General features: G+C 48.6%; 17 protein-coding genes and 2 pseudogenes. 5 read left to right on the plus strand and 14 right to left on the minus strand.

Annotated features, from left to right (window positions below; genetic code table 11):
• Window positions 1-11: 11 nt before the first annotated feature.
• Both H6F50_RS14860 and H6F50_RS14865 read left to right on the plus strand, forming a co-directional pair.
• Window positions 12-2,984, plus strand: a complete 2,973-nt coding sequence (locus H6F50_RS14860) for a HEAT repeat domain-containing protein (protein WP_190429294.1) — start codon at window positions 12-14, stop codon at window positions 2,982-2,984.
• 128 nt (window positions 2,985-3,112) lie between these two features.
• Window positions 3,113-3,592 carry a Crp/Fnr family transcriptional regulator gene (locus tag H6F50_RS14865; protein WP_190429295.1) on the plus strand — a complete coding sequence of 160 codons (480 nt, stop codon included), beginning with the start codon at window positions 3,113-3,115 and terminating at the stop codon, window positions 3,590-3,592.
• A gap of 68 nt (window positions 3,593-3,660) precedes the next feature.
• Here the strand turns inward: H6F50_RS14865 and H6F50_RS14870 are convergent, their stop codons facing one another.
• The 6 genes from H6F50_RS14870 to fbp all read right to left on the minus strand — a co-directional run bounded on the left by H6F50_RS14870 (window position 3,661) and on the right by fbp (window position 12,420).
• A complete protein-coding gene (locus tag H6F50_RS14870) occupies window positions 3,661-5,076 on the minus strand; it encodes a dynamin family protein (protein WP_190429296.1) in 1,416 nt (471 codons plus the stop codon).
• Window positions 5,077-5,322: 246 nt separating this feature from the next.
• On the minus strand, window positions 5,323-6,768 hold the full coding sequence (locus tag H6F50_RS14875; protein ID WP_190429297.1) for a cobyrinate a,c-diamide synthase: 1,446 nt from the start codon (window positions 6,766-6,768) through the stop codon (window positions 5,323-5,325).
• Between the two features lie 76 nt (window positions 6,769-6,844).
• Window positions 6,845-8,221, minus strand: a complete 1,377-nt coding sequence (gene opcA / locus H6F50_RS14880; protein WP_190410350.1) for a glucose-6-phosphate dehydrogenase assembly protein OpcA — start codon at window positions 8,219-8,221, stop codon at window positions 6,845-6,847.
• A gap of 189 nt (window positions 8,222-8,410) precedes the next feature.
• Window positions 8,411-9,940, minus strand: a complete 1,530-nt coding sequence (gene zwf / locus H6F50_RS14885) for a glucose-6-phosphate dehydrogenase (protein ID WP_190429298.1) — start codon at window positions 9,938-9,940, stop codon at window positions 8,411-8,413.
• A gap of 145 nt (window positions 9,941-10,085) precedes the next feature.
• Window positions 10,086-11,231 (minus strand): transaldolase, encoded by a 1,146-nt coding sequence (gene tal / locus H6F50_RS14890; protein WP_190429307.1) that lies wholly within the window; start codon window positions 11,229-11,231, stop codon window positions 10,086-10,088.
• Window positions 11,232-11,340: 109 nt separating this feature from the next.
• Complete coding sequence (gene fbp, locus H6F50_RS14895) at window positions 11,341-12,420, minus strand: class 1 fructose-bisphosphatase (protein WP_190410352.1); 1,080 nt, start codon at window positions 12,418-12,420, stop codon at window positions 11,341-11,343.
• A 233-nt stretch (window positions 12,421-12,653) separates the two neighbouring features.
• Here fbp and H6F50_RS14900 point away from each other — a divergent pair, with 233 nt between their 5' ends.
• Entirely contained in the window at window positions 12,654-13,736 is a 1,083-nt protein-coding gene (locus H6F50_RS14900; RefSeq protein ID WP_190429299.1) for an ATP-dependent 6-phosphofructokinase, read from the plus strand.
• A gap of 281 nt (window positions 13,737-14,017) precedes the next feature.
• On the opposite strand, the gene H6F50_RS14905 is transcribed toward H6F50_RS14900, so the two are convergent.
• The 4 genes and pseudogenes from H6F50_RS14905 to nrdJ (H6F50_RS14920) all read right to left on the minus strand — a co-directional run.
• Entirely contained in the window at window positions 14,018-14,296 is a 279-nt protein-coding gene (locus H6F50_RS14905; RefSeq protein ID WP_190410354.1) for an RNA-binding protein, read from the minus strand.
• A gap of 403 nt (window positions 14,297-14,699) precedes the next feature.
• Complete coding sequence (locus H6F50_RS14910) at window positions 14,700-14,921, minus strand: hypothetical protein (RefSeq protein ID WP_190410355.1); 222 nt, start codon at window positions 14,919-14,921, stop codon at window positions 14,700-14,702.
• 122 nt (window positions 14,922-15,043) lie between these two features.
• Window positions 15,044-16,114, minus strand: a pseudogene (nrdJ, locus tag H6F50_RS14915) (ribonucleoside-triphosphate reductase, adenosylcobalamin-dependent); the annotation flags it as partial.
• Window positions 16,115-16,358: 244 nt separating this feature from the next.
• Window positions 16,359-17,588: pseudogene (gene nrdJ / locus H6F50_RS14920) on the minus strand (ribonucleoside-triphosphate reductase, adenosylcobalamin-dependent); the annotation flags it as partial.
• 529 nt (window positions 17,589-18,117) lie between these two features.
• Between nrdJ (H6F50_RS14920) and H6F50_RS14925 the strand changes: the two are divergent.
• On the plus strand, window positions 18,118-18,699 hold the full coding sequence (locus tag H6F50_RS14925; protein WP_190429301.1) for an Npun_F5749 family FMN-dependent PPOX-type flavoprotein: 582 nt from the start codon (window positions 18,118-18,120) through the stop codon (window positions 18,697-18,699).
• Between the two features lie 62 nt (window positions 18,700-18,761).
• On the opposite strand, the gene cysE is transcribed toward H6F50_RS14925, so the two are convergent.
• Both cysE and H6F50_RS14935 read right to left on the minus strand, forming a co-directional pair.
• Complete coding sequence (gene cysE, locus H6F50_RS14930) at window positions 18,762-19,523, minus strand: serine O-acetyltransferase (RefSeq protein WP_190429302.1); 762 nt, start codon at window positions 19,521-19,523, stop codon at window positions 18,762-18,764.
• Between the two features lie 163 nt (window positions 19,524-19,686).
• A complete protein-coding gene (locus H6F50_RS14935) occupies window positions 19,687-20,148 on the minus strand; it encodes a hypothetical protein (RefSeq protein WP_190429303.1) in 462 nt (153 codons plus the stop codon).
• A gap of 192 nt (window positions 20,149-20,340) precedes the next feature.
• Here H6F50_RS14935 and H6F50_RS14940 point away from each other — a divergent pair, with 192 nt between their 5' ends.
• Window positions 20,341-20,502 (plus strand): hypothetical protein, encoded by a 162-nt coding sequence (locus tag H6F50_RS14940; protein WP_190429304.1) that lies wholly within the window; start codon window positions 20,341-20,343, stop codon window positions 20,500-20,502.
• A gap of 174 nt (window positions 20,503-20,676) precedes the next feature.
• Here H6F50_RS14940 and H6F50_RS14945 read toward each other — a convergent pair whose 3' ends face one another.
• Both H6F50_RS14945 and H6F50_RS14950 read right to left on the minus strand, forming a co-directional pair.
• Window positions 20,677-21,399, minus strand: a complete 723-nt coding sequence (locus H6F50_RS14945; protein ID WP_190429305.1) for an alternative oxidase — start codon at window positions 21,397-21,399, stop codon at window positions 20,677-20,679.
• Window positions 21,400-21,678: 279 nt separating this feature from the next.
• On the minus strand, window positions 21,679-23,964 hold a 2,286-nt coding region (locus tag H6F50_RS14950; RefSeq protein WP_190429306.1), incomplete at its 5' end, for an SbcC/MukB-like Walker B domain-containing protein.

Raw genomic sequence — 23,964 nt, forward strand, 5'->3', positions numbered from 1 at the left:
ACAAAATACCAATGAAACTGAACAATCGCGCTTGGTCTTGGTCCGATTGGGGTCGGGGATTACTCCAGTGGGTCAATCTTCGTCCAGAAGAAGGAGAGCGAACACTATTCATGTTCGCTTTCTATACCACAACTTCCATCGGCATCATCTGGGCAGAAGCTAGTACTGTAGCCCTTTTTCTGAAAGAGTATGGCGCAGAGCAATTGCCCCTGTTCTATATCCTCTCAGCGGGTATCGGTTCGAGCCTGGGGTTTGTCTACTCTTGGATGCAAAAGATTTTGCCTTTGCGCTGGGTAGTTGTCCTAGTAGCCTCCCTTGCAGTCATCCCCCTTGTCCTATTCCGCCTGGGATTAGATATTGTCTATTTGGCTGGCGTCACAGTCTTTCTGATGCGGCTGTGGGTGGAAGCGATTAACGTCCTTAATGACCTCAACACTTCCATTACTGCAAATCAACTCTTCAATATCCGGGAAATTAAGCGCACCTACCCCCTCATTAGTAGTGGCATCCTCGTTGCAGATGTTGTCAGTGGTTTTTCCCTCCCCCTAATCCTCGCCACCGTTGGACTGAATAACGTTTCCCTAGTTGCTGTCGTGATGATGGGGTTGGGAGCTTGTAGCCTTTTTTATCTCACCCAGCAGTACAAGCAAGCCTTTCCGGATTCTCCCGTCAGAGCCAACTTAAATCAAGAAAGCGACTTCACATCCAGGCGTCTGAGAGGCCCCTTACAGCGCTACGTCATCCCCTTATTTGGCTTCTTCATCGTCGGGCAGATTCTGTTTTTGTTAATTGATTTTCAGTATCTGAGTCAATTAGAGCTGAACTTTGACAGCAAGGAAATTGCCAGTTTCCTCGGTTTGTTTAGCGGCATCGTGGGTTTATGCGAACTAGCAACCCAGTGGTTTATCTCCAGTCGAGCCATCGAACGGCTGGGAGTATTTGTTGCCGCTATGTTGTTGCCTGTGGCAATTATTATTCTTAGCTTGGTTGCTCTCACCGGGGTTACAGGCTTTTTTCTAGGTCTGATCTTCCTCAAATTTATAGACGAACTGCTGCGCTATACCCTCATGGCTGCCCTTGGGCCGGTTCTATTCCAACCGCTCCCCGATAACATTCGCAGCTCAATCATGGCTCAGGTGCGGGGCATCGCCGAATCCCTCTCCACAGGATTTACTGGAGCGGGGATTTTAGGCATCATCAGCTTGTTAGCCTTTGCCTTTCACAACCTGTCGGAGAACTCGCTGCGATCGCTCCAAAGTTGGGTGTTTGTCGCCGTTATTATTATTTTTGCCCTCCTCTGGCTGTTAATTGTTTTCCTGCTTCGGTCGAGCTATGTCGGCTTGCTGGTTCAGAGCGCTCAAGGAGAACGGCTAAGCGTTTCAGATGTCGATCTGCGAGTCCTCAAGCGTGCTGTTGTCGAAACACTGGAGAAACCAGGTACGGAAGCAGATAAACGCTCTTGCATCGAACTCCTGTGCCAAATCGACTTGGAGGATGTGGGCGAAATCCTTGCCCCGCTGCTCACTCACCTCACTCCAGCCTTGCAGCGCCAGAGCCTAGAAGCAATGCTGCTGACGCCGAATCCCACTTATTTAGACCAAGTTCAGGGGCTGATTGCTCAAAAACTCAATCCAGAAGTTCTTGCTGTCGCTCTACGCTATATCTGGCTAACTCAGGAAACCCCTGATATTAGCCAGTTACAGCCCTACCTCCGCCCAAACGTAGACCCGGTGGTACGGGGAACCGCCGCCGCCTTAATATTGCGCCGGGGCACCCCGACAGAGAAAGCCGAAGCGACCAATACCTTGCGCCGGATGCTGACTCATCAACGGGAACGGGAACGAGTCATGGGTTGTCGAGCACTGGGAGAGGCAGATTATTTGCAGGCACTGCGACTTTATATTCCTAGTTTGTTACAAGATGAGTCTTTGCGCGTGCGCTGCGCCTTGCTAGAGGTAATTTCCTCAACCCGTTTACACGAATACTATCCGGCTCTGGTGCGAGGGCTTTACTACAAATCTACCCGTGAAGCGGCTCTCGGTGCGATTGTGCGTTTAGGAGATGAAGCGATTCCGATGCTGGTTGAGTTAGCACAAGATATCCACAAACCAGATTTGGTAAGGCTACAGGCTTGGAGTGCGATGGGTCAAATTGGCACGCCAGAAGCCCTCAATCAGTTGGTCGCTCATCTAAAAACCGGCTGGGGGACTACGCGACGCAACATCCTGCGGATTCTGCTCAAAATGCCCCACGAAACCGGAATCGAGGGGGTTCTCGACCGCTTAGGTCGCAGCGGTGTTGAAATGTTAATTGAGCAGGAAATGCTGTTTGTCGGACACTTGTATGCTGCATTAGTAGATTTGTCAGCGGATGAACCAATTGAATCTTTTTTCGCCTCAACACGAGAAGCAAACCAGTCAGCGCTCTCATTGCTACAACGGGCACTTCTGGAAGAGCAGTCGGATGTGATTGAGCGGTGTTTTTTGCTCATGAAGTTTCTTTATCCGGCTAGCTCGATTCAAGCAGCAGCATTTAATCTCCAATCTGATTCGCCGTCGAATATCGCGCTGGGGTTGGAAATTTTGGATAATACTCTAGATATTGCTAAGAAGCGATCGCTCGTGGGAATTCTCGACCGGCGACCGGAGAAAGAAAAACTGCAAAATTTGGCAGAGATGTTTCCTTATCAACCGATGATTCAGAGCGATCGCCTGCGTCGGTTGCTGGATTTACGTCATTTTCTGTCAGACTGGCCTTTAGCGTGTTGTTTTCATGCAGCACGTCAGGCGAAATGGAGTCTGACGCCGGAACAGACGCTGGTGTGTCTGCGCCATCCCACCGGCTTTGTGCGGGAAGCGGTTTTGGCTTATTTGAGAGCCGCTGCACCCCGCGCTTTGCAGGAAATGTTGCCCGTCCTGAAAAATGACCGCGATCGCCTTGTCGCCGCCCAAGTTCAGCAGATGATGGCAGAACTGGGACAATAGAGGGACTAGAGACTCTGGACTCTGGATGATTACCCTAATGACGATGGGCTGTTCTCAAGTCTAAAGTCTAAAGTCCAAGGTCTAAAAGTCTAAAGTCTAAAAGTCCAAAGTCTAGAGTCTAGATTCCGATGTTAACCAGCGTTGAGCGCCTATTATTTGTCAGAGGCGTCCCGATTTTCCAGGAACTGCGGGATGATTTTCTGGTGCGGCTGGCTTCTGTGATGGATGAGCTATCCTTTCCAGCGCATCATACGATTTTTACTGAAGGACAAGAAGGGCGATCGCTCTATATTGTCGTTTCTGGTAGGGTACGGGTTCATTTTGGCGGGCGGGATTTGGCTCACTTGGAGCAGGGAGCCACCTTTGGAGAAATGTCGTTATTTGATGCTGAGCCGCGTTCGGCTTCGATTACGACTTTGGAATCCTGCGAGTGTCTGATGCTGACGCAGTTGCAACTGTATGATGCGATTGACGAGACGCCAGGAATTGCAGTGAATATCATTCGTCTGCTGTCCCGTCGCATCCGCGAACTGAACAACAAGATCAACGTTTATAAGGCGGAAAGTCAGGAAGCAGATTTAAGTAAGGCCGGAAATTTGGGGGGATGAACTGCGAAGCAAGGAGAAAAAGCCAGGAAGAGACGCGAGCGCATCCATTAGCCAAATTCTTTAATAGCTTAGTTAATTATCTGTACTGGCTTCCAACTATCCAACGATTTCCGAATCAAAGTTAATTCATCCATATATTCATTCAGTTGAGCTTTCCGTTCCTTTAAACTTGTCACAATTCGAGGAGGAATTACTTCCTTTTTTTGGGGTTCGGTTGCCAAATGCTCCAGGTCATTCCCTAATGCTTGAATTGGCTCATCAGTTAGCGTCTCTGTATTTTGGGAAGCTGCCTTTTCTTGAATATTTTCAGTTTCTACTTTCCCGCTTACAAGACGGGTATTCAGGGAATCTTCTATTGCTTTAGCAGCTTTATTGAGTTCTGCCAAAACTCCACTCAGGAGATTCCAACCTGAATTTTCAATAATTGTTTGAAGCACTATTTCTTGAATAACAGGAATTCCGCTATCTTTTAGAACTTTTGGCGCAACTTCTATAGGCTGGGGAACTCTAAATTCACCTTCCTCAGTTTCTTCTATATAATTTCCTAAAAATACTTGGACGAACTCTTTTGTATGATTGCTAGTTGCTGTGCTGTTTTGAATCAGTTTTGCTAAAAGTCCTTTTCTAGAATTTGCCGAATAGATAATCGGACTTGGAAAACCTAAGCCGATTAACGTTTGTTTGCAGATTTCAATAACTTCAGAAACGTCTATATGTGTGTTTTTCGGCTCAACCTCATTAATAATAAAGAAAACCTTACCTTGATTGACTGCTAAAATTTGGCGATAGTTCTCTATTATTTTTTTTAAAAAACCGGATACAGAATCATTTTTAAAATTATTCTCATTTAAAATAAATAAGATTACATCGGTATTTTCTAAGGTTTCTAAGATTATCTGTTCTTGCTCTGTTGTCGGGGTGAATTTTATAGATGCTTGCTCCTTTTCAACAGACAGATCGCTTAGAGTAAAGCCAGCTAGAGATGAAAGCGTGCTAATTGCTTCAATCGGATGTTCTATTTCAAAGCGGATAGTCCGAGCGGGATTATGTTGATTCCGAATAGATTGAGTATGCTCTAGGAATTTTTGGGCAATTTCGACCGCATCACCAGAAGCGATCGCAACAGGTTGCCAATGTCCTTCTCGATACTCCAGAAATCTATGCACTTGTCCAGAATCAATATGTCGGATATCGGTACGGCAGGCAGTAATCGCTTCAGCTTCACTTGGCAAAATATCTGCACCTATTAAGGCATTTAGGAAAGTGTTTTTGCCTGCATTCAGAGGAGCAATAACCGCAACTTGATACTTCTGCTCTTTTAAAGCATATAGCGCTTTAGTAATGTCATTTTCGATGCGTTGTAACGCCTTGGTATCGTCTTCCTCCCCTTCGCGTGTTGCTCGAATTTCTTGAAGGGACTGTAAGAGTAGCCTACCTGTGATGTAAATGCTGTCGTGTGCTGCTTGAAACTGTTCAGAAGACATAGCAATCGTCCGCCGAAAGGGGCTAGCGTAAGTTAGCTAAAGCTTACATCAGCTGAACGCAGAAGAAACAAACAAGAGTGACAGTTGCGATAGCGAAACGCTGACTTGTCAGTTCGCAGGCTACTACACGCTCAAGCATTGCAGACACAAGTCGCGAGCGCGTACAGCCCTTTGGGCATGAAAACAGCGAAGCGAGGCTTTAGTCAAGCGCCAACCTGGCGGTTCGCATCCGTCCACCCATCTTATTTACCTCTCCCTTGACTCCTTCCCCGCTAGGGAAAAACGAAGACAATGCTTTAGAAATCGAGCCGGAATCTCCGGACAGCCGCCAAAATGAAGATGGACGTAGGAAGCATGAACGTGATGCACCGCCCACCCCTCACTGGTAACAGGACTCTTGGGATCGTACCCCCGAATATGAAATAGCGGCGCTTCCGGTTCCTCAGTTAAGTGAGAACGGTGAAACTCATGCCCCCAAACGGTTCCCCCAGCCGGGAGGAGGGGACTTTCTTGCAGCGCGATCGCTTGCCGATACCCTAAACTCAGGCGCGAACTCATGGCGGCTGTGGTGGGTAAAACTCCTACCATCGGGAAAGAATTTCCCTCAAAATCTACAATTTTTTCGGACAAATACATTAAACCGCCACACTCGGCATAAGTAGGCATTCCCGCCAAAATTGCCTTCCGCACTGCATCACGAGTCGCGGTATTTTCAGCCAAGTTTTGGGCAAAAACTTCCGGGAAACCACCCCCAAAATATAATCCTTGAATGCCTTCTGGTAAGCTGTTGTCCGTCAGCGGACTCCAAAACACCAATTCTGCTCCCAGGGATGCCAGTATATCTAGATTGTCTTGATAATAGAAGCTAAAAGCGCGATCGCGGGCAACCGCAATTCTTAACGGATCGAGGATATCCCCTGAAGGGTGAGATGAATGATGAATTAATTCTATTTGTTGCTTTTGTTCCACCTTCAGAAGCGGCAAAAGCTGTTCCCACTCAAAGCAACTGTCTCCCAAATCCGCAAGCCGATCGATTAAAGCGTCCATCTGAGACAGCTCTGCGGTGGGCACCAAGCCCAGATGTCGGTCGGGAATGCTGATATTCTCTTGCCGCCGCAAAATGCCTAGAACGGGCAACTGCAAGGGTTCTAGAGCATCTTTGAGCAGTTGCAGGTGGCGATCGCTTCCCACCCGATTTAACACCACTCCAGCAATCTTGATTCTAGAGTCAAAAGAACGATAGCCATGAGCGATCGCTGCCACCGAACCAGATAACCGGCTGCAATCTAACACCAACAGCACGGGTAAATCCAAAAGCCGCGCAATATGAGCCGTACTTCCAAAGTCAGTGCTGAGTGCAAAATTTTCCGTTTCTTGCTCAAGATTTAACTTTTCATTCTGAATTCTCTTGACTCCGTCAAATAGCCCCATGACCCCTTCCACGAGGGCATAGTCGCTTCCGTAACGATGAGCAAGAAAAGACTGCTGCACGTAGGTTTCAGAGGTCAGTACCGGGTCTAAATTCCGGCAAGCACGACCAGTCACGTACGTGTGAAACATCGGGTCGATGTAATCTGGCCCTACTTTAAAAGATTGAACCTGGTAACTCCGACGACATAAAGACGACAGCAGGGCGAGCGTAACTGTCGTTTTGCCCACCCCGCTGCGTTCTCCGGCGATCGCTAATGCCATATTTACTCATTGCTTGTTGTTCATCGTTCATCTATGTTGCGATGAACAGTTGCTATGAACAATGAACAATTCGCGATTAACCATTCGCGCTCGCTAATTTGAGAATTGCCGCCGTGATCGCCATACTTTCTACGTAAAGCATATCCCGGCTCCAACGCCGCAACTGCTGACTTAACAAGAACTCAGCTTTTTGGTCAGACATCGGCGTTACCTGTTGAATCCGGCAAGCTTGGGCACCACCACCTGCCTCCATCCGCATACAACCCGTCGTTTCGGAACACAAAACCGTACAACAGTCTGCATCCAGGTTCGTCGAACTCAGACGTAGCGCAATCAAGTCACCCGGTATATCGCCCCAGTCAGCAGTAGGAATCCCTGCCAACTCCGCTTCTATTGTCCGCTGATCGGGAGCAACAAATTCAATCCGCTTGATGTCATAATCACCGCCTTCTTTGGTATATGAAACGGGGTGCCACTGCAACCGGCTCGCCAGCCAACCAATAAACATCAATGCTTGGTCAGGATTGCCCTTTTCATAATTAATCGTCACCTTATCCACTTCCTTAAGAGCCTCGCGGCGCTCTGGTGGATCGAAAGCTTCGGCGGTTAATTCTTGCCACGGAGCCAGCCGACGCCAATTGAGGTCGGCAACCGGAATGCCTTGTTCCAGAAGGGTTTGTACCCGCAGTAAATCATCCTGTGGTTCGTTGAAAACACAAGAGTCAACGATCACAGAATTGCAGACTGCTGCCAGCCGCTTAAACAGAGCATCATTGGGATCGGGCGTCCCCTTCCACCAGAGAAACTTAGGCAGACCGCCGATTAGCAACCCACTCACAATCCCACCGATACGTTCCAAAGCTTCGGCGGTGCCTTGCAGAGTAATGTATTCGCAGCAGATCAGGGTATTGTGACTTTGCTTTTGGATGGGGCAATAGGCTGAGACTTGAGCCGTCACGCCTTCATCTTCCCCAGAGACGGGGCATAAAGCAATGATCCGGCAGGGGTTCGCGGCAGCGATCGCATCCGCAATTCTAAAGCTATCTGAGGAAGACTGCTGACCATTACTGGCATCTGCCTCTTTTGTATTCCCATCGGAGCGCTTCTTTGCTTGCTCTACTCGCAGTCGGTCGAGGATTCCGGCATCCGTCTTGCCCGTTACTGGCAGTCCATAAGCTTTCTGAGCCGTCTTGATCGCCGCCTCTGTCAGCGGGCCATCAATTCCATCGATCGGGCCTTTGTAAAATCCTAAAGCTGCCAACAGCTGCTGAGTTTCCTCCGGTTCGTAAACCACAAAAGTAAATGTGGTTGCCCGCGTAGCCATCGGAGACTCGCCATTATCATTGTCGCTATTGTAGCTTTGCCAAATTTGATGCAGTTCTGCCTCAATTTCTGTCATTGAGACATCTTTGGGCGGTTGTATTGAAACAATCGGAAGAGATTGTGTTGCCATATTCAGTGATTGAAGAAAAGGTAATTGGTAAAAAGGTAATTGGTAATTGGTAAAAAGGTAATTGGTAAAAAGTTTTAAGTTGTAGAGACGCGATTTATTGCGTCTGAGTTTTGAATGGAAGAGTTTCTTCTAACTTCAAACTCAATACTTACAACTCTGATTACCCATTACCGATTACCCATAAACCAACTACAATCTGCGCCAGCGGCGTCCATCTTGATTAATCAAGAATTCTGCTTCCTCTGGCTCCCAGGTTCCCGCTTCATACTGGGGAACCGATGCTGGGTCAGTGCTTGCTTCCCAAGCGTTTAATGCCGGTGTTACGACACGCCACGCTTCTTCCACTTCATCAGCTCTCGTGAACAAAGTTTGGTCGCCTAACATACAGTCGATTAACAGCCGGTCATAAGCATCGGACGTTGCCATCCCAAACGAGGAACCATAGCTAAAGTCCATATCTACCGAGCGCGTCCGCAGTTCTGTTCCCGGCATTTTGGCTTCAAAACGCAGAGAAATTCCTTCATTCGGCTGAATCCGCATCGTCAGCACATTCGGACTTGCTTGCTGGGCGGCAGATTGAAAGATTAAGAAAGGAACTTCGCGGAAGTGGATGGAAATCTCGCTGACCTTCTTGGGTAGACGCTTGCCGGTTCGCATATAGAAAGGAACTCCTTGCCAGCGCCAGTTATCAATTAGCAGCTTCATCGCTACATAAGTTGGCGTCGTGGAGTTGGGGTTGACCCCCGGTTCTTCTCGATATCCAGGCACCGGCTTACCCTTCATCCATCCAGCAGAGTATTGACCCCTAACCGCTGATAATTCCAGGTTATGCACGTCTGCCAGGTGAGTTGCTTGCAGAACCTTCATTTTTTCGGTGCGGATACTATCGGCATCTAGGGAATTGGGCGGTTCCATTGCCGTGAGGCAGAAAGTCTGCATCAGGTGGTTCTGCATCATATCCCGCAAGGCTCCGGAGCTTTCGTAGTACCCGGCACGGTCTTCGACGCCTACGGTTTCTGCCACCGTAATTTGAACGTGATCGACAAACTGTCGGTTCCAAATCGGCTCAAAAATTGCGTTAGCGAAACGGAAAACCAGGAGATTCTGAACCGTTTCTTTACCCAGATAGTGGTCGATGCGGTAAACCTGTTTTTCTTGGCAAACCTGCTGCACTACGCGGTTTAGGGCTTGGGCGGAGTTGAGATCCCGTCCAAAAGGTTTTTCAATCACCAGACGGGTTTTCAGTGGGTCATTGAGCATGCCCGCCGTACCCAATTGGCGAAGCGCTTCTGGGAAGAAATTTGGAGAAACGGAGAGGTAAAATACGCGGTTTCCTCGCGTTCCGCGCTGACCATCCAATTCTGCTAAAAAGGCTTTCAGTTTCTGGTAACTTTCGGGCTTGTCAATATCACCAGGGCAGTAGTATAGACCTTGGGCGAAGTCGTGCCAGAGTTCTTCTGAGCCAATCCCATCGCTAAATTCTTCGATCCCCTCGCGCATCTGCTCCCGGAAGTAGTCGTGGCTCCACTCCCGACGCGCCACGCCGACAATGGTCATTTCCGCTGGCAGGCGTCGTTGCAGCTTCATCTGATAGAGAGCTGGCACGAGCTTCCGTTGCGTCAAGTCTCCGGATGCCCCGAAGATTACCAATATCTGCGGCTCTGGTATCCGTTCCTGCCGCAACCCAACACGTAAAGGATTTTCTAGCAGTGTGACCATAGAAGGATAGTTTTGAATTTTGAATCTTGAATTTTGAATTTTGAGTTTTGAGCTTTGAGTTTTAAATTCCTAGCTGAATTGATAACTTTGAATTATCAGACCCCTTTCTTAACTTAAAACTCAGCACTCAAAACTCAAAACTTTCTTACACGGGTTGCAGATGTTTGATTTTCTCTTCCAAGGATGCGGTTAGAGATTCAAAGGGCTTCACAAATTTCTCAATTCCTTCGACTAGCAATTCGTCCATCACTTCGTCTAGATTGATGTCGATGTCGGGGTCTTTGAGACTTTCAATCAGCTGATAGGCTTCTTCCACCCCAGTTTCAATGCGAGAAGCAACGTCGCAGTGGTCGGCGCAGGCTTCGATGGTATTCGGTGGCAAGGTGTTTACTGTGTCTGGGCCAACCAGCTCATCCACATACATGACATCGCTGTAGCTGGGGTCTTTGGTGCTAGTGCTTGCCCACAACAACCGCTGGACATTTGCACCTTTTGCTGATAGGGCTTTCCAGCGATCGCTCGTAACGATCTCTTTGTACTTCTGGTAGGCAATTTTGGCGTTAGCGATCGCGATTTTGCCCTTAATTGCCATCAGTTCTGCCTTTTTCTCGATTCTATCAACGCCTGCTTTCAGCTTGGCATCAATGCGAGCATCAATATTAATATCGATGCGGCTGAGGAAGAAACTCGCTACCGAGGAGATTTTGCTGATGTCTTTGCCTTCCGCTGCCCGCTTTTCTAAGCCGCGAATGTAAGCCCAAGCGGTCTCAACATAGCTCTCAACGGAGAATAGCAGCGTCACGTTGACGTTGATCCCCTCTGAGATGACTTGCTCGACGGCTGGCAAACCTGCCGTGGTGCCGGGAATCTTGATCATGACGTTATCTTTACCGATTTCTTGGTAATAACGCCGAGCTTCCTCAATCGTGCCTTGGGTGTCGTGGGCGATGTTTGGCGGTACTTCAATACTGACGTACCCATCCAGACCTTCAGAGGAGTCATAGACAGGGCGGAGGATGTCGCAGGCATTGCGGATATCCTCAAACACCAAGGATTCGTAAATCTTTTCAACGGGCAATCCAGCTTTGATCCCGGCTTCAATATCGGCGTCGTAGATGGCATTTCCAGCGATCGCTTTTTCAAAGATGGCTGGATTAGAGGTGATCCCGCAGATCCCTTTATTCTCAACCATATCTTTGAGTTCGCCGCTTTGAATCAAATCACGGGTCAAGTTATCCATCCAGATACTCTGACCGTATTGTTTGATCTCTAATAGATGATTGTTTGGCATATCTGTCATTTTTTGGCTCCTAACAATTGTCTTTGTAACGCTAGATCGAGAATGTTCCCGTTGAGCAGCTTGAAAGGTCAATGCGGGAATTTTTCAAGAAAGCAAAACCTTATTGAGGCACGCGCGATCGCGCGATCGCGTTTTTATCCTCATCCCATGCCCGTTTCTGAATAAAAGATTCCACCAAGGTGACATCTTCTTTGCTACCGATCAGCAATGGTGATCGCGCATGAAGGGCGTTTGGCACTACGTCCAAAATCTCTTGCGTACCCGTACTTGCTCGACCCCCGGCTTGCTCTATTAAAAAGGCTAAGGGAGCCGATTCATACAGCAACCGCAATTTTCCTTCTGGTTTTTTCACAGTACCGGGGTAAAGGAAAACACCTCCTTGGAAGAGAATCCGGTGAATATCGCCCACCAGCGCCCCGCCGTATCGAGCCGTATAGCCTTCCTGTCGATGAACATAGCGGATATAGTCTCGCAAGGGTTCTTCCCACTGCCAGAAATTTCCCTCATTGACACTATAAATAGAGCCGTGATTGGGAATCTGAATGTTTTCACTTGAAAGGATAAACTCGCCTAAGCTGGGATCGAGGGTGAAAGCATGAACCCCCGTACCAATCGAATAAACCAGCATCGTGCTAGGCCCGTATAGCACATAACCTGCGGCGATTTGTTTGCGCCCGTTTTGCAATAAATCACCGCCGGTTTGATTTTCATCCGTTCCTTCTTGTTGGCGAATTGCGAAGATGGAACCCACGTTGATATTGATATCTACATTCGAGGAGCCATCAATCGGGTCATAGAGCAGGGTATAGCGCCCGATTGGGCAATTTTCGGGAATATAGTAAGGCTTCTCCATTTCCTCGGATGCCAAACGGCAGACTAAACCGCTTTGCTTAAATACCGAGATAAATACGTCATTGGCATAGACATCCATCTTTTTGACGGATTCCCCTTGCACATTCACATCACCCGTAAATCCCAGCACGCCTTCGAGTAATCCTGCCCTGCTGAGTCGTCGCGCAATCAACTTTGCCGCGAGGGCAATGCGATTCATAATCGCGCTCAAGTCCTGGGCATCTGCCGAAAAGCTGTGGAGTTGCTGCAAAACGTGACGAGATAGCGTTGTGCAGTCGCGATCTAGGGCTTGTTCCTGAACGACGAAAGGCTGTTCCACGTTGGACATAGTTTTCGTCCTCCCTTTCAATAAATGCTTTGTGAATAGGGCAGCTCTCATTGAGCTACTGCCCCAACATATCAAGACCTGGTCGCTCTACCTTCTATCTTAGGGAGCCATTTCTCAGGATGGTGTTTAACTTTATATCAACTAAAGAAATAAAATCTTTAGACGCGCTTTATTGTCTAAAAGGCAACAAGGCTGAAATTAGATAATTACCGCTCGCAATCCAAAAAAACAAGATGGGAGAATACAAACGGATCGGAATCCTGACCAGTGGGGGTGACTGTGCGGGGCTAAATGCTGTGATTCGGGCAGTTGTCCGCTGTGCAAATGGTAAGTACGGCTGGGAAGTGTGGGGGATTTGCCGGTCTACGCTGGGCTTAATGAGCAGTCCGCCAGAAGCAATCAAGCTGGAGTTTGATAAGGTAGACCACTTGCTCACGATGGGCGGTACAGTGCTGGGAACGACGAACAAAGGAAATCCCTTTGCGTTTCCAATGGCGGATGGAAGTTTGCGCGATCGCTCAGAAGACATTATTGCGGGCTACCATCAACTAGGCTTGTCAGCTTTAATTGGAGTTGGCGGGGACGGCAGTTTAGCGATTCTCCGAAAACTCGCGCAACAAGGCGGGATCAACTTAGTCGGGATTCCCAAAACCATTGATAACGATGTTGGTAGCACTGAGCGTTCTATCGGATTTGATACCGCCGTCAACATCGCCACCGAAGCCCTCGACCGATTGCACTTTACTGCGGCTAGCCACAATCGAGTCATGATCCTGGAAGTGATGGGGCGCGATGCCGGTCATATTGCCCTGAATGCGGGGATCGCCGGTGGAGCTAATGTGATCTTGATCCCGGAAATTCCTTACACCATTGAAAATGTCTGTCGCAAAATTCGGAATCGTCAAGCGATGGGAAAGAATTTCTCGATCGTCATTGTCTCAGAGGCGGTTTGCACGGCTGAAGGCAATCCAGTTAAGAGTATGGATCGATTCGGGGAATGTCGATTAGGCGGAATCGGGCAGTATTTGGCAGAGGAAATTTCGATTGCTAGTGGTGCAGAAACCCGCGTGACTGTTTTAGGTCACGTTCAGCGAGGGGGACTGCCTTCGCCCCTGGATCGGTTACTGGCAACTGCCTTTGGGGTGGCGGCGGTCGATCTGATCGCTGAGGAAAAGTACGATCGCGTTGTTACCTGGCAAAACCGCGAGATTGTCAGCGTGCCAATTGCTGAAGCGATTGGACAATACAGAGCCGTCGATCCCGACGATACTTTGGTCAAGACTGCCAGAGGTTTGGGGATTTGCCTTGGAGATTAAAAGACTAAAGACTAAAGTTCTGCGATCGCAGTGTAGAAATATTTAACAGAGCAATCTGCGATCGCGAAGCTTTCTGTTTCGCTCTACCAGCTTAGAGACTGAACTTAGGAACTTAACGAGCCGCCGGATTCTCCACCGCCACGACTCGTCTCTTGTGTAAGCCATCAGCATCGATTCTGCTCAGTGTTGAGAAGCGGTGGCAATGTGTGACAAAACCAGCACGGTTGTCCTTTTTCAGGAGTGTTTTTCAAACAACCGTGCTGATTTCGCCCTATCTCTCCTTAAAATCTGCTTCGCCTCGCGCCGCCGCGATCGTCCTCCTTGGGTCGTGCTTTATTCACTCTAAGCTGACGGCCCATCCATTCAGCCCCATCTAATTCTGTGATGGCTGCGTCTTCTTGGGCATCATCTGTCATTTCAACAAAAGCAAATCCGCGCATACGTCCCGTTTCGCGGTCTGTCGGTAAGACAACTCGCTTCACCGCGCCGTACTCTGCAAAGACTGCTGTCAAATCTTCTTCGGTCGCTTGGTAAGACAGGTTTCCAACGTAAATGGTCATGTGGATCGATAAAGCTGAACGAGGAACTAAAGTTCAGAACCCCTAGATGGCTAGATGTGACCCCTAATGCCAGGTCAAGACTTATTTACCAATGGTGAATTTTCATCAACCCAGCCCACAAATGTGGCTGCACGAGTCCCAAATCCGACCATTAATAGGACTGAACTTTTAGGTTTCGTCCTATCATAGCCTACTAATTTCATTGTGGGAGAGGATCTAGGGTACACGCTGAGCGGTTCTCTAATTATTAAAATTCCCTGACTTTTAGCAGTGGCTCAGAAGACATTGCCCAAGGGAGAATTTCAAAGATTAGGGAGGCTAAATTTCTCAGAAAAATCGACTGAGCCGCTGCCAACTTTCCAGCCGTCTTTATCTTTAGCCTCCTTCAGCTTTCGATGCCAAGTTAGTCAATAGAAATTGACTGTGGGCCACTACCTTTGCCGTTACCACTGCCGTTGGAAGAAGCTGTAGGGGAAGGAGCTACACCTGCCTGTCCGTCAAGCCAGGTTTTCACGGGGTCATCATTCAGGTTGATGCGGAGTAAACCAGAAACCAATCCGCCTAAGAAAGCGCCTGGGTGCTGAGTGAATTCTTTAAAGAGCGGGGTTAGTTCATCGAGAAACATTGAGAGTCTCCTGTTGCTGCCTGATAGTAACTGATGTCTATCCGTCGATCGTAGCGTGTCCGATTGCGGGTATTGGTATGGGAAGATGCGATCGCTTCTTCCCAAAAACAAGGTTTACGCCTCTAGCCAGACTTTTGGTCGGAGAATAAGCACTTATCCGAGTCGCACCCAGCGGGACCGACTTCCATTAAATAGCCTGAATCGTAGCGACTTAAGGCAGCATGAAAATTTTCGGTCTGGCGTCGCTTTTCGACTTCCTGGACTATCTGCTCGTACTCTTCTTTGGCAATTGGCTCAAACGGCAAGCGCGGAAACGTCTGATGATCGTCGAAGCGAGCTAGAAGTGCCGCTGAGATGTAACCCTGATCGTCTCGGATTGCTTCGTAAATCCGAGTGCCTAACGCTTCGATCTCGCTCTCGCGCAACTCGATGGTCGCGGAGGTGTTGTGACGCACAAAGAATTTTTGAACTTGCATATAAAAATCCATTTGCGCGATCGCGTTAAACTTGCCAATCTCGATTTGATCGGCTCCCGGTAAATCCGCCCAAGCGACAGCAACGGGGATTTCTACCAGCCATTCCGAGCATCTGGGATCGAAGGGATCGTTCAGGAGATTGCCGTTTTCATCTTTATCAGACTGAGACGGAATCACGTTGTACCCGTAGTCAATACACGCCAGAGCAACTGGGTCATTTTTTCTGAAGGTGATCCGGCGCAGAAAACGTTGAGCTTTTGGCGGATGCCAGCCCGGTGAAGCGCCTGTCAGCAAGGATTTTGTCCCGGAAGGCTGAACTGTGGTGCAGCGGTTGGGGCGTTTGATGCCGTGGCGATCGCAATAATCCCATACCACTTGATGCACCGTTTCCCGCCAGCGCGTCAGATATTCCTGCTCCTGTTTCTTAAAGCTTAGCCCTGCCTCTGTTTCCGGTCTCCCTGCTTCCCACCAGCGCAACCAATCCACACCAAAGGCATTCACAAAGAAATCAAATAATCCTGTGAAAGAAACTCCCACAATTGGATCGAGTTCCCGTGACTTTCGATAGCGTTCTTCGACAAATTCGTGATTAAGCAGCGAGGCGACTGATAATGCTCCAGCCGTGAAAGCTTCCTCTTGTTCTTTATAGTTATGTGGGTCAATTTGATTGAGATGAACCTCCGAAAGGTTGCAGTGGAAGTTTGAGCCGATGATTTCCGGTTTTGTTATCCACTATTTCTAGTGGTCTCGGACTATATCTTCACCTGGTCTAGGTGGAGGGCGCTATCTGACCATTATTGGTTTCCCGCAGGTCTAGTCTCTGAACCTTCTCCAGCTCTGGGGCTACCTGCCTTACATCTGGAGCTTGGCTGCTGATTACCTTGCACCTTTTTGGGTGTTTAGGCTTCCAGCAATTCACCCTCTGACTATCTAACCTGTTCCCAGGTTAGGCGGCAAAATCTAAGCTACCGCAAGGATTCAAACCAACACGAGCTAATCGATGCTCTATCTCATCAGGAGATAGGTCGGGGTAGTGTTCTCCTAACCACTGTTCAGCCTTACCTTGACTATAAGCTTGCAGAAAATCAGTTTTCTGCTCAGGGGTTTCTAATAGATCGCAGTTGGCTCTTGCTACTGCTTCTCCTGCCCATTGAATTGCGCCTTCCCCGGAATAATGCTGCTGACGAACAGAGGCAAGGCATTCTTCTAGAGTGGGTTTGTGGTGAAAAACTCTAGTGTGATTTGCCATGCGAAGCGCATCCCGTTCTGGATCGATGCGCCAGTTGCCGTTTTCATCTTGCTGCCAAAGATTGCCTTTCGCGTCGGCAAATTTTTCATCATCGCTAGAACCTTGCCTCATTCCAGCTGAGCGCCTGACGTTGCCAGCAACCACGACAACGGCGGCTTCATCTATTAATAAACAGCACTCAACCGAATTCAGACGCCTTCCTAGAGCTTTATTTAAAATTGACGCGCAACGTTCGTAAAGACCTGACAACTTCACCGGATTGGCAACGCCACCAAAGCCTTTGAGGGGTTCTCCAGCTGCTCGGACATCGCTGAGGTTGATGGATACCTGTACTTCTGCTGTGAAGCGCTCATCGCTAGATAGTTCCAGCAAAGTTTGATAAGACTTAACCCAGCCTTGACGACTGTCTCCCACGTAAATTGTGACTTTTTCGCCTTCTACTTTCACTTGTGTCAGTTCGCGGCGATCCGAGGCAGGAGTAGAGCCGATTTCACCTTGTACCGTCACAACAAGGCGATTGCGAATTCGCGGCAGTTGATTAATGTATTTTGGTTCGAGAACGGCTCCAGTGCCACACCCCATCATTGCCAGATCCATCATCAGACCAAAGGCACGCCAGTCTACTACATTGGTACTGGTGCAGTTGTAGGCTCCTGAGAAGTTTTCTGGTCTTTCAATCCACTCGCTGCCACCCACCCACAGCCAGCGTCCAGAGGCAAGAGCTTTCATCTGGCGCTGCATGCGATCGATCGTGTCAGCTTCTTCAGGGGTGAGCTTGCCAAGCTTCGTCAACGCCCTAATCGTGCGATCGCACACTTCATCCCAAGTCTCGCGCCCCGATTGGGTGCGACGGCTGTACGTCCTAAAAAATACAGGATTCGCAGCCGGTGCCGTTTCAGGAAACCGGCTCGTCTGGATTACTCGCTCAAGCTCTCGAACCATAGGTCAAGTCTGATTGGTTTTGGGAAAATTCACAGATCACTTACTATACGCGATCGCAGATATGGGGTCAAAGCTTGAAAAATCGAGGAAATTGCGCTATCCGTGTGGCTTTCTAGATAAAATTGGTACAGTAAAATATCCCATTGAGCGGCTCAATTGGTCACAGTTGTAATAGTTACAAGAGCGTCAAAAGGCAAAAATTAAGGGCGATTGTCAGCCGCCCTTTCCCATCGTTTGAGATTACTGTCTTGCTTTCAATTGCCTTTTTGAGAGGCGGTGCAAACGTTCAACAGCAAACTTATTTCACGAGCGCAACAGACAGGATCTTCCCAGTTACAAATACTCCCTGTCGCAGTCATTTGGCTCATCAAATTCGGAGGGCAGCAAGTCGCAAAGTTACCAGATTGCGATCGCGTTAATTTTCCCAAATCCGTTAAAGGAGCGCCAGGAAACGGCAATTAAACAACTCAAGATACTAAACTGATATTTTGGAAAATGGGTAATTGGTAATGGGGATGAACTCTTGACGATGATGCTTGCTCCCTGGCGATCGCTTCTTTCGGGTGCCTTACACCGTAACCGTAGCGAACCCCATTCTCGCTACTTACAGCTAGCCACCATCCAGGCTGATGGGCGTCCCGCTAACCGCACGCTCGTCTTTCGGGGATTTTTAGACAATACCAACCAATTAAAATTTGTCACCGATTCTCGCAGCCAGAAAGCCGATCAAATCGAGCATCACCCTTGGGCAGAAGCTTGCTGGTACTTTACCACCACTCGCGAACAATTTCGCCTCGCTGGGACGCTGACGCTGGTAGGAGCCAATTATCCTGATTCACTGCTCCAGCAAGCGCGTCAGGTGTCTTGGCAAGACCTTTCCGACGCCGCTCGCCTGCAATTTGGTTGGCCCCATCCCAGAGAAAGGAGAGCCGATGTCAGCACTTTTTCTCCGCCGCCACCCGACCCCCAAAAGCCGCTAGAGAGTTTTTGTCTCCTACTACTAGAACCCGTACAGGTCGATCATTTGGAGTTGCGAGGCGATCCCCAAAACCGAAGTCTTTATCGCCTCGAAAGTTCTCAAGCTTGGTCTATTCAAGCCGTAAATCCGTAAGAATTAAAAACGCAAAATTAAAAATTGAGAAATTCCATTTTTAATTTCTAATTTTTAATTACTCAAATCCCAGAACCATCTAAAAATTGCCGGATCAATCCATCTTGCACACGACAACTGGGCGCTGCTGCGGCTGGGATATCCGATACATGATGTCCGGTTCCTAAGGGAACAGGCATTGAGGCATGAGCCGGTTGTTGTAACTCTTGTACCTGTTGTTCTAGTGCTTCCAGACGGTCAACCAAAGCCCGAATTACCGCAGCCTCAGAATCGGGAAGGCTTCCATGTTCTAAGGGATTCACGCGGACGCCGGAACGATAAAGAATCCGACCCGGAACGCCTACTACCGTACAATCCGAAGGAACATCGCGCAATACAACCGAGCCAGCACCAATGCGGACATTATTGCCGATTTGAAGATTGCCGAGAACTTTGGCACCAGCACCGACTACGACATATTCCCCCAAGGTAGGGTGACGCTTGCCACTTTCTTTCCCAGTACCGCCTAGCGTAACGCCCTGATAGATCAGAGCATAATCTCCCACAATGGCGGTTTCACCAATTACCACACCCATGCCGTGGTCAATAAAAACGCCCCGCCCGATTACGGCACCAGGGTGGATTTCAATGCCGGTAAAAAAGCGAGCTAAGTGGGAAATCAACCGGGGGATGAAGGGGATTCCCAGTAGTTTTAGCCAGTGTGCAAGGCGATGAAATAGCAGCGCTTGCAAGCCGGGATAGCAAAATAAAACCTCCAGCCAGTTACGGGCTGCTGGATCGCGCTCGAAGATGATGCGAAAGTCAGCTAGAAGCGTAGATAGCACGAGTGGATATCCATTTTGGCACTACAGACCACTCACTATCATATCGTTCCGAGTGAGTTTCTAAGGTAGGGGAACCGCACCGAAGTTTTAAATTTTGGATGGCGGTGTGAGAATGATGACAGGTCAAGACTTAGACTCTAAATCATCTAAAAAATCTGGGGTTCTATTCTGGTTGCACAGAAAGCGTATAATCCCATCTTTGCCGCTCTTTAATGGAACCTACCCAGATACTATAGTTTCCTGATTTCCAGTCTGAGTCTGTGATACTCGCATCTTTGTTGGAACCCGTGTCATCGCCACAGCGAATGGTACCATCAGGCCCCTTGATGACTAGAGTACTGTCCTTGCCTCCAGTATTTACTTTTACTGTCAGATTGGGGAAACCTTTCTTCACCACCATGATATGGTCGGGAGTTTCGTCGCCCCCATAACCAATACAGGGATTGTTTTGGCGATCGCGATTAGCGATCGCTGACAGGGAGAATGCTCCGCTGGTATAACCAGTCACAGATGCCTTGCCACTTCCATCAACAATCAAACGGTCAAAATTTGCTTCTTTTGCTAAAACGGCTGTAGCGCTGAAAATGGTCAGTAAAGCTAGAATTCCAAAACGCCTAAATTGCATGGCAAGTACCTCTTCTCAACTACGGTATTTATTTTCTCTCCGTAGATGAGTACGGAATATAGATAAGCCTACTTATAGTTGTAATCAAAACGGTTCTCTCTATTGGCAGTATAGGTGCCAGATGTATGTCTGCCACATGAATCACCAATTTTTTGTTGCAGTATTTTGTTGCCCTATTTTGTAGGAGGTTGTGTGCCCCTCGTTATCTTGATGATGCTGCTGTTTGTCACCAGCTGGTTCTTCTCGGAAGTTTTAGTGTTATTTCCTTTGAGCATTTTGAATTTAGTATCAATCCCCCACTGGTTGATGATGGTAGGGATCTTGATCTTTTTTGCCTGGTGTTTTGGGGAATAATGCTCAACTGTGTGCGTGTTAGCTCAAAAAATCGAGAGCATCTTCAGCCTTTTAAAAAATGCAAATTAAAGAACTCCACCCCAGCGGGAAGGTTTGGGGCGGGGTTCTTTAAAATTCCGCTACTAATGCTCTAGCAGCGCCTAGCAAGCAAGAGAATAGCCAATTAACTACTACTTAAAAGGGAGAATCAGCTAACTCGCGCTCAACCTCAGCGTCTGTCACTAGAGGCAGTACAACCTGCTGTTCCGAATAAGGGAGAGAGTGGGGACTCTTAAAGGTTTTCTGAGCATCCGCTTTTTGACACGCCATCATGGTTTTGACGTGTTCGCCTTCGTCATCCCGGATGTTGACGAAAACGTCATAGAGGTTATCAACCGCAGGGCGGCGAGATTCGGGGACTACGCCGGTTTGAAATTCATCAAATAGGTAGAGATCGCCGTCCCGGTAGTAGTTGATCGCAACTTGGGGCGCGGGTTTGGTTTTCAATTCGGCTTCATGCTCGCGCAAGAAGGCGTCGTAGGTATGATGGGCGTGTTCTTCCACCATTTCCATAAAGTTGTAAGCGGTGCGGGGCGACGCGATGTAAAGTGCTACAACTACCCAGTAGTAGAAGAGGGCTGTGGTTTGGGCAAGGAAGCGATCGCTCCAATGTTGGTTTCCCCCTAACGATTCCATAATCAGCAGGTGGTGCATTTCATTCCAAGATTCAGCGAAGTGAACCTTGAGCCAGTCCGCTTTTCGCCACCAACCGAGGGTTTCGTAAAGGTGTAAAACTGATAGGAAGGAAAAATAGGGGACGCGAGCCACTGTTTCTAGCACGTAGAAGCGCTGATAAGGGCGATCGCGATAAAGCGTGTCGATCACGAACACAAGCACGCTAACCAGAAATCGAATCATTAAGTCCTCCCTTAGGAGTGAGAAGAATGGCTGAAAATTCAGCCTGGAGGAAGATGCTGTTGGGTTTTTCTTTCCTCTTACTTCGATCGTAGCGTTCCCCGGAGCGATGGGTATCGCCTGAGTGGGTGAACTAGGGTGAGAAGTCCGAACATTAGGGTTCGGGTTGCACCTACCTAACCCTCCAGCCATCTTCAAAGCCCCGCTCCGCTTCGGAGAGGGGTTTGGGGAGAGTTCTGCCAACTTCTACACTGTAGGGAACGCGATTAGGGGGCTAAGTTCCTACAGCACCAAGCTCAAGTGAGAACCGCTGGGGGTTTTATACACTTCAATCCGAGTCTGGAAGGCTTCTTTGAATTGCGGCATATGGGTGACGGTGAGGATGCAGGCGAAGTCAGGCGCGATCGCATTAATCGCTGCAATCAAGCGATCGCATCCTTCCGCATCTTGGGTGCCAAATCCCTCATCGATAATCAGCATTTGCAATGCCGTTCCCGCACGCTGCGCCAACAATTTCGCTAAAGCTAGACGAATCGCAAAGTTAATCCGAAACGCTTCCCCGCCAGAATAAGTTTCATAAGGGCGGGTGCCGCGAGCATCGGCAATTAAAATATCTAAAGTGTCAATCATTTTGCTAGCTTTTTTTGCAGAGCGTCCACTCCGCCCTGCTTTCTGAGTAACAAACTGTACGTGTAACTGGTTCCCACTGAGCCGAGAGAGGAGAGTATTCGTTTCTGCTTCCAATTGAGGCAGAATATTCTCAATCATCAGAGTCTGAATGCCATTCTTGCCAAAAGCTTGCCCTAATTCCTGGTAAACGCGATATTGCTGTCGCACCTTTGCGTGTTGAGCCGTGAGTGCGTCATGCTGAGTTTGGAGCGTTTCTAGATAATGTTGTTGTTGTTGCAAGCTTCCTAACTGGCGTTGCTTCTCGTCGAGTTGCAGACGCCGCCGCTGTATCTGCTGTTCAATCGTTGTAATTTCGGCTTTCGTATCGGGTGTTTGTTGCAACTGGCGAACGATGGTGTCTATCTGAGTCGTCATCTGTTGCAAATCTTGCGATCGCATTTGCAACGATTGCTCCAAATCTTGCGATCGCTTTAATAAAGAAGGATATTGCTGTTGCGCGGAAGCAAGTTCCTGATAGCGGACTTGCCACGACTGAGACTTGCGTAAAGCGGTTCTGAGGGCGTCGTGCTGCGATCGCTCGTAACCAATTTCCGCCATTTCTCGATCGAGTGCTTCAATCTGCCGCGATAATTCCGAATTCGCTTGCAGTTGTTGCATTTGCGATTGCAGATTCGCAATTTTCGCCACTAATTCTGGCATTTGGGCGTCTATCTGAGCCTGACGCCGCTGGGCTTGTTTAATTTCTGCTTGCTTGATTTCTGCCCAGCGCCACCGCTCTACCTCACCTCTGGCGAGGGCATGGTCTTGCTCATTGTAGTTAAGTTGTTGCAACTGTTGCTCAAGGTGGCGCAGTTCTTCTTGTCGATCCGGTGCGTAGTTTCCGGCGGAAAGCGATCGCTCAATTTGTTGCTTTTCTACCTCAATTTGTTGCAGGCGCGTCTGGATTTCAGCCATAGCGGAACTTTCCGCTGCTAACTGTCCCCGTTGTTCGCGCAAGGAATCGTAGTTTGCCAATGCTTGGGCAATTTCGGTAATTTCTTTCCGCAACCCCTGTAGTTGGTACTCACAGACCGCGAGTAGCCCCTCTACATCCCAGAATTGATCTTGAATTCCCTGTTGCTGATCGTGGGTTTTTTGCACCACTAGCTGCCAGTGGTGTTCGTCGAGAGGGCGATCGCATAAAGGACAACTGGCATTCGGCGTCTGGATCAGTTGCAGCTTTTGGTCGATTTCTGCCAGTTTAGTTTCGCATTCTTTTTGAGCCGCCTGAAGGCGATCGCGAGAACTCCGCTGTTGCAGTTCTTTCTCCTGCACCCGTTCCTGATAGACGCGCTTTTTGTCAAGTTGCTGAATTTGACTTTGAACTTGTTGTAATTGCTGTTGCAATTGAGGTAAGCGTTTTTGCCTGTCTTGCAACTGAGCGGCGGATTTGCGAAGTTCTTCTAATCTGGCAGATAATCGCGCTTGAGAGCGATCGAGTTCCATCTGCACCTGTCCGCGACGTTGCACCAAGGGGGCGACTTGCAACTGCAACCGATCGAGATAACTGACATAACCCCGCGCCTCTTGGAGTTGTTTTAATCCGGCTTCTACTTCTTCGGTGCGGCTGAGGATTTGCTGAATATCTGCCCTAGATTGCCGTACCGCTTCTAGCTGTCCTTGCGCTTGTCGGAGTTGCAGGTTAAGTTCGTTAATTTGCTGCTCAAGTCGTCGTTGGAGTTGTTGCCGTTGCTGTTGGGCATCTTGGTAAGCTTGTGACTTAGCGGTGAGCGTTTCTTCCTGGGTTTGCAAATCTTGGTAGTGAGCATACCCCGCCGTAATTTGTTCTTTTTGATTCAGTAAAGCTTCTAATTGTTGTTGTTGCAGTTGAGTTGTGGCAATTTCTTGGCGATAGCGATCGCAATCTTTGGTGAGATTTTGATATTGCTGGCGAACAAA

The sequence above is a fragment of the Coleofasciculus sp. FACHB-712 genome (genome assembly GCF_014695635.1).
Taxonomy (GTDB): Bacteria; Cyanobacteriota; Cyanobacteriia; order Cyanobacteriales; family FACHB-T130; genus FACHB-T130.

Coding starts and splice junctions, on each gene's coding strand:
- H6F50_RS14860 (WP_190429294.1), top strand. CDS start 12: ATGAAACTGAACAATCGCGCTTGGTCTTGGTCCGATTGGGGTCGGGGA.
- H6F50_RS14865 (WP_190429295.1), top strand. CDS start 3,113: ATGTTAACCAGCGTTGAGCGCCTATTATTTGTCAGAGGCGTCCCGATT.
- H6F50_RS14870 (WP_190429296.1), bottom strand. CDS start 5,076: ATGTCTTCTGAACAGTTTCAAGCAGCACACGACAGCATTTACATCACA.
- H6F50_RS14875 (WP_190429297.1), bottom strand. CDS start 6,768: ATGGCATTAGCGATCGCCGGAGAACGCAGCGGGGTGGGCAAAACGACA.
- opcA (WP_190410350.1), bottom strand. CDS start 8,221: ATGGCAACACAATCTCTTCCGATTGTTTCAATACAACCGCCCAAAGAT.
- zwf (WP_190429298.1), bottom strand. CDS start 9,940: ATGGTCACACTGCTAGAAAATCCTTTACGTGTTGGGTTGCGGCAGGAA.
- tal (WP_190429307.1), bottom strand. CDS start 11,231: ATGCCAAACAATCATCTATTAGAGATCAAACAATACGGTCAGAGTATC.
- fbp (WP_190410352.1), bottom strand. CDS start 12,420: ATGTCCAACGTGGAACAGCCTTTCGTCGTTCAGGAACAAGCCCTAGAT.
- H6F50_RS14900 (WP_190429299.1), top strand. CDS start 12,654: ATGGGAGAATACAAACGGATCGGAATCCTGACCAGTGGGGGTGACTGT.
- H6F50_RS14905 (WP_190410354.1), bottom strand. CDS start 14,296: ATGACCATTTACGTTGGAAACCTGTCTTACCAAGCGACCGAAGAAGAT.
- H6F50_RS14910 (WP_190410355.1), bottom strand. CDS start 14,921: ATGTTTCTCGATGAACTAACCCCGCTCTTTAAAGAATTCACTCAGCAC.
- H6F50_RS14925 (WP_190429301.1), top strand. CDS start 18,118: ATGATGCTTGCTCCCTGGCGATCGCTTCTTTCGGGTGCCTTACACCGT.
- H6F50_RS14935 (WP_190429303.1), bottom strand. CDS start 20,148: ATGCAATTTAGGCGTTTTGGAATTCTAGCTTTACTGACCATTTTCAGC.
- H6F50_RS14945 (WP_190429305.1), bottom strand. CDS start 21,399: ATGATTCGATTTCTGGTTAGCGTGCTTGTGTTCGTGATCGACACGCTT.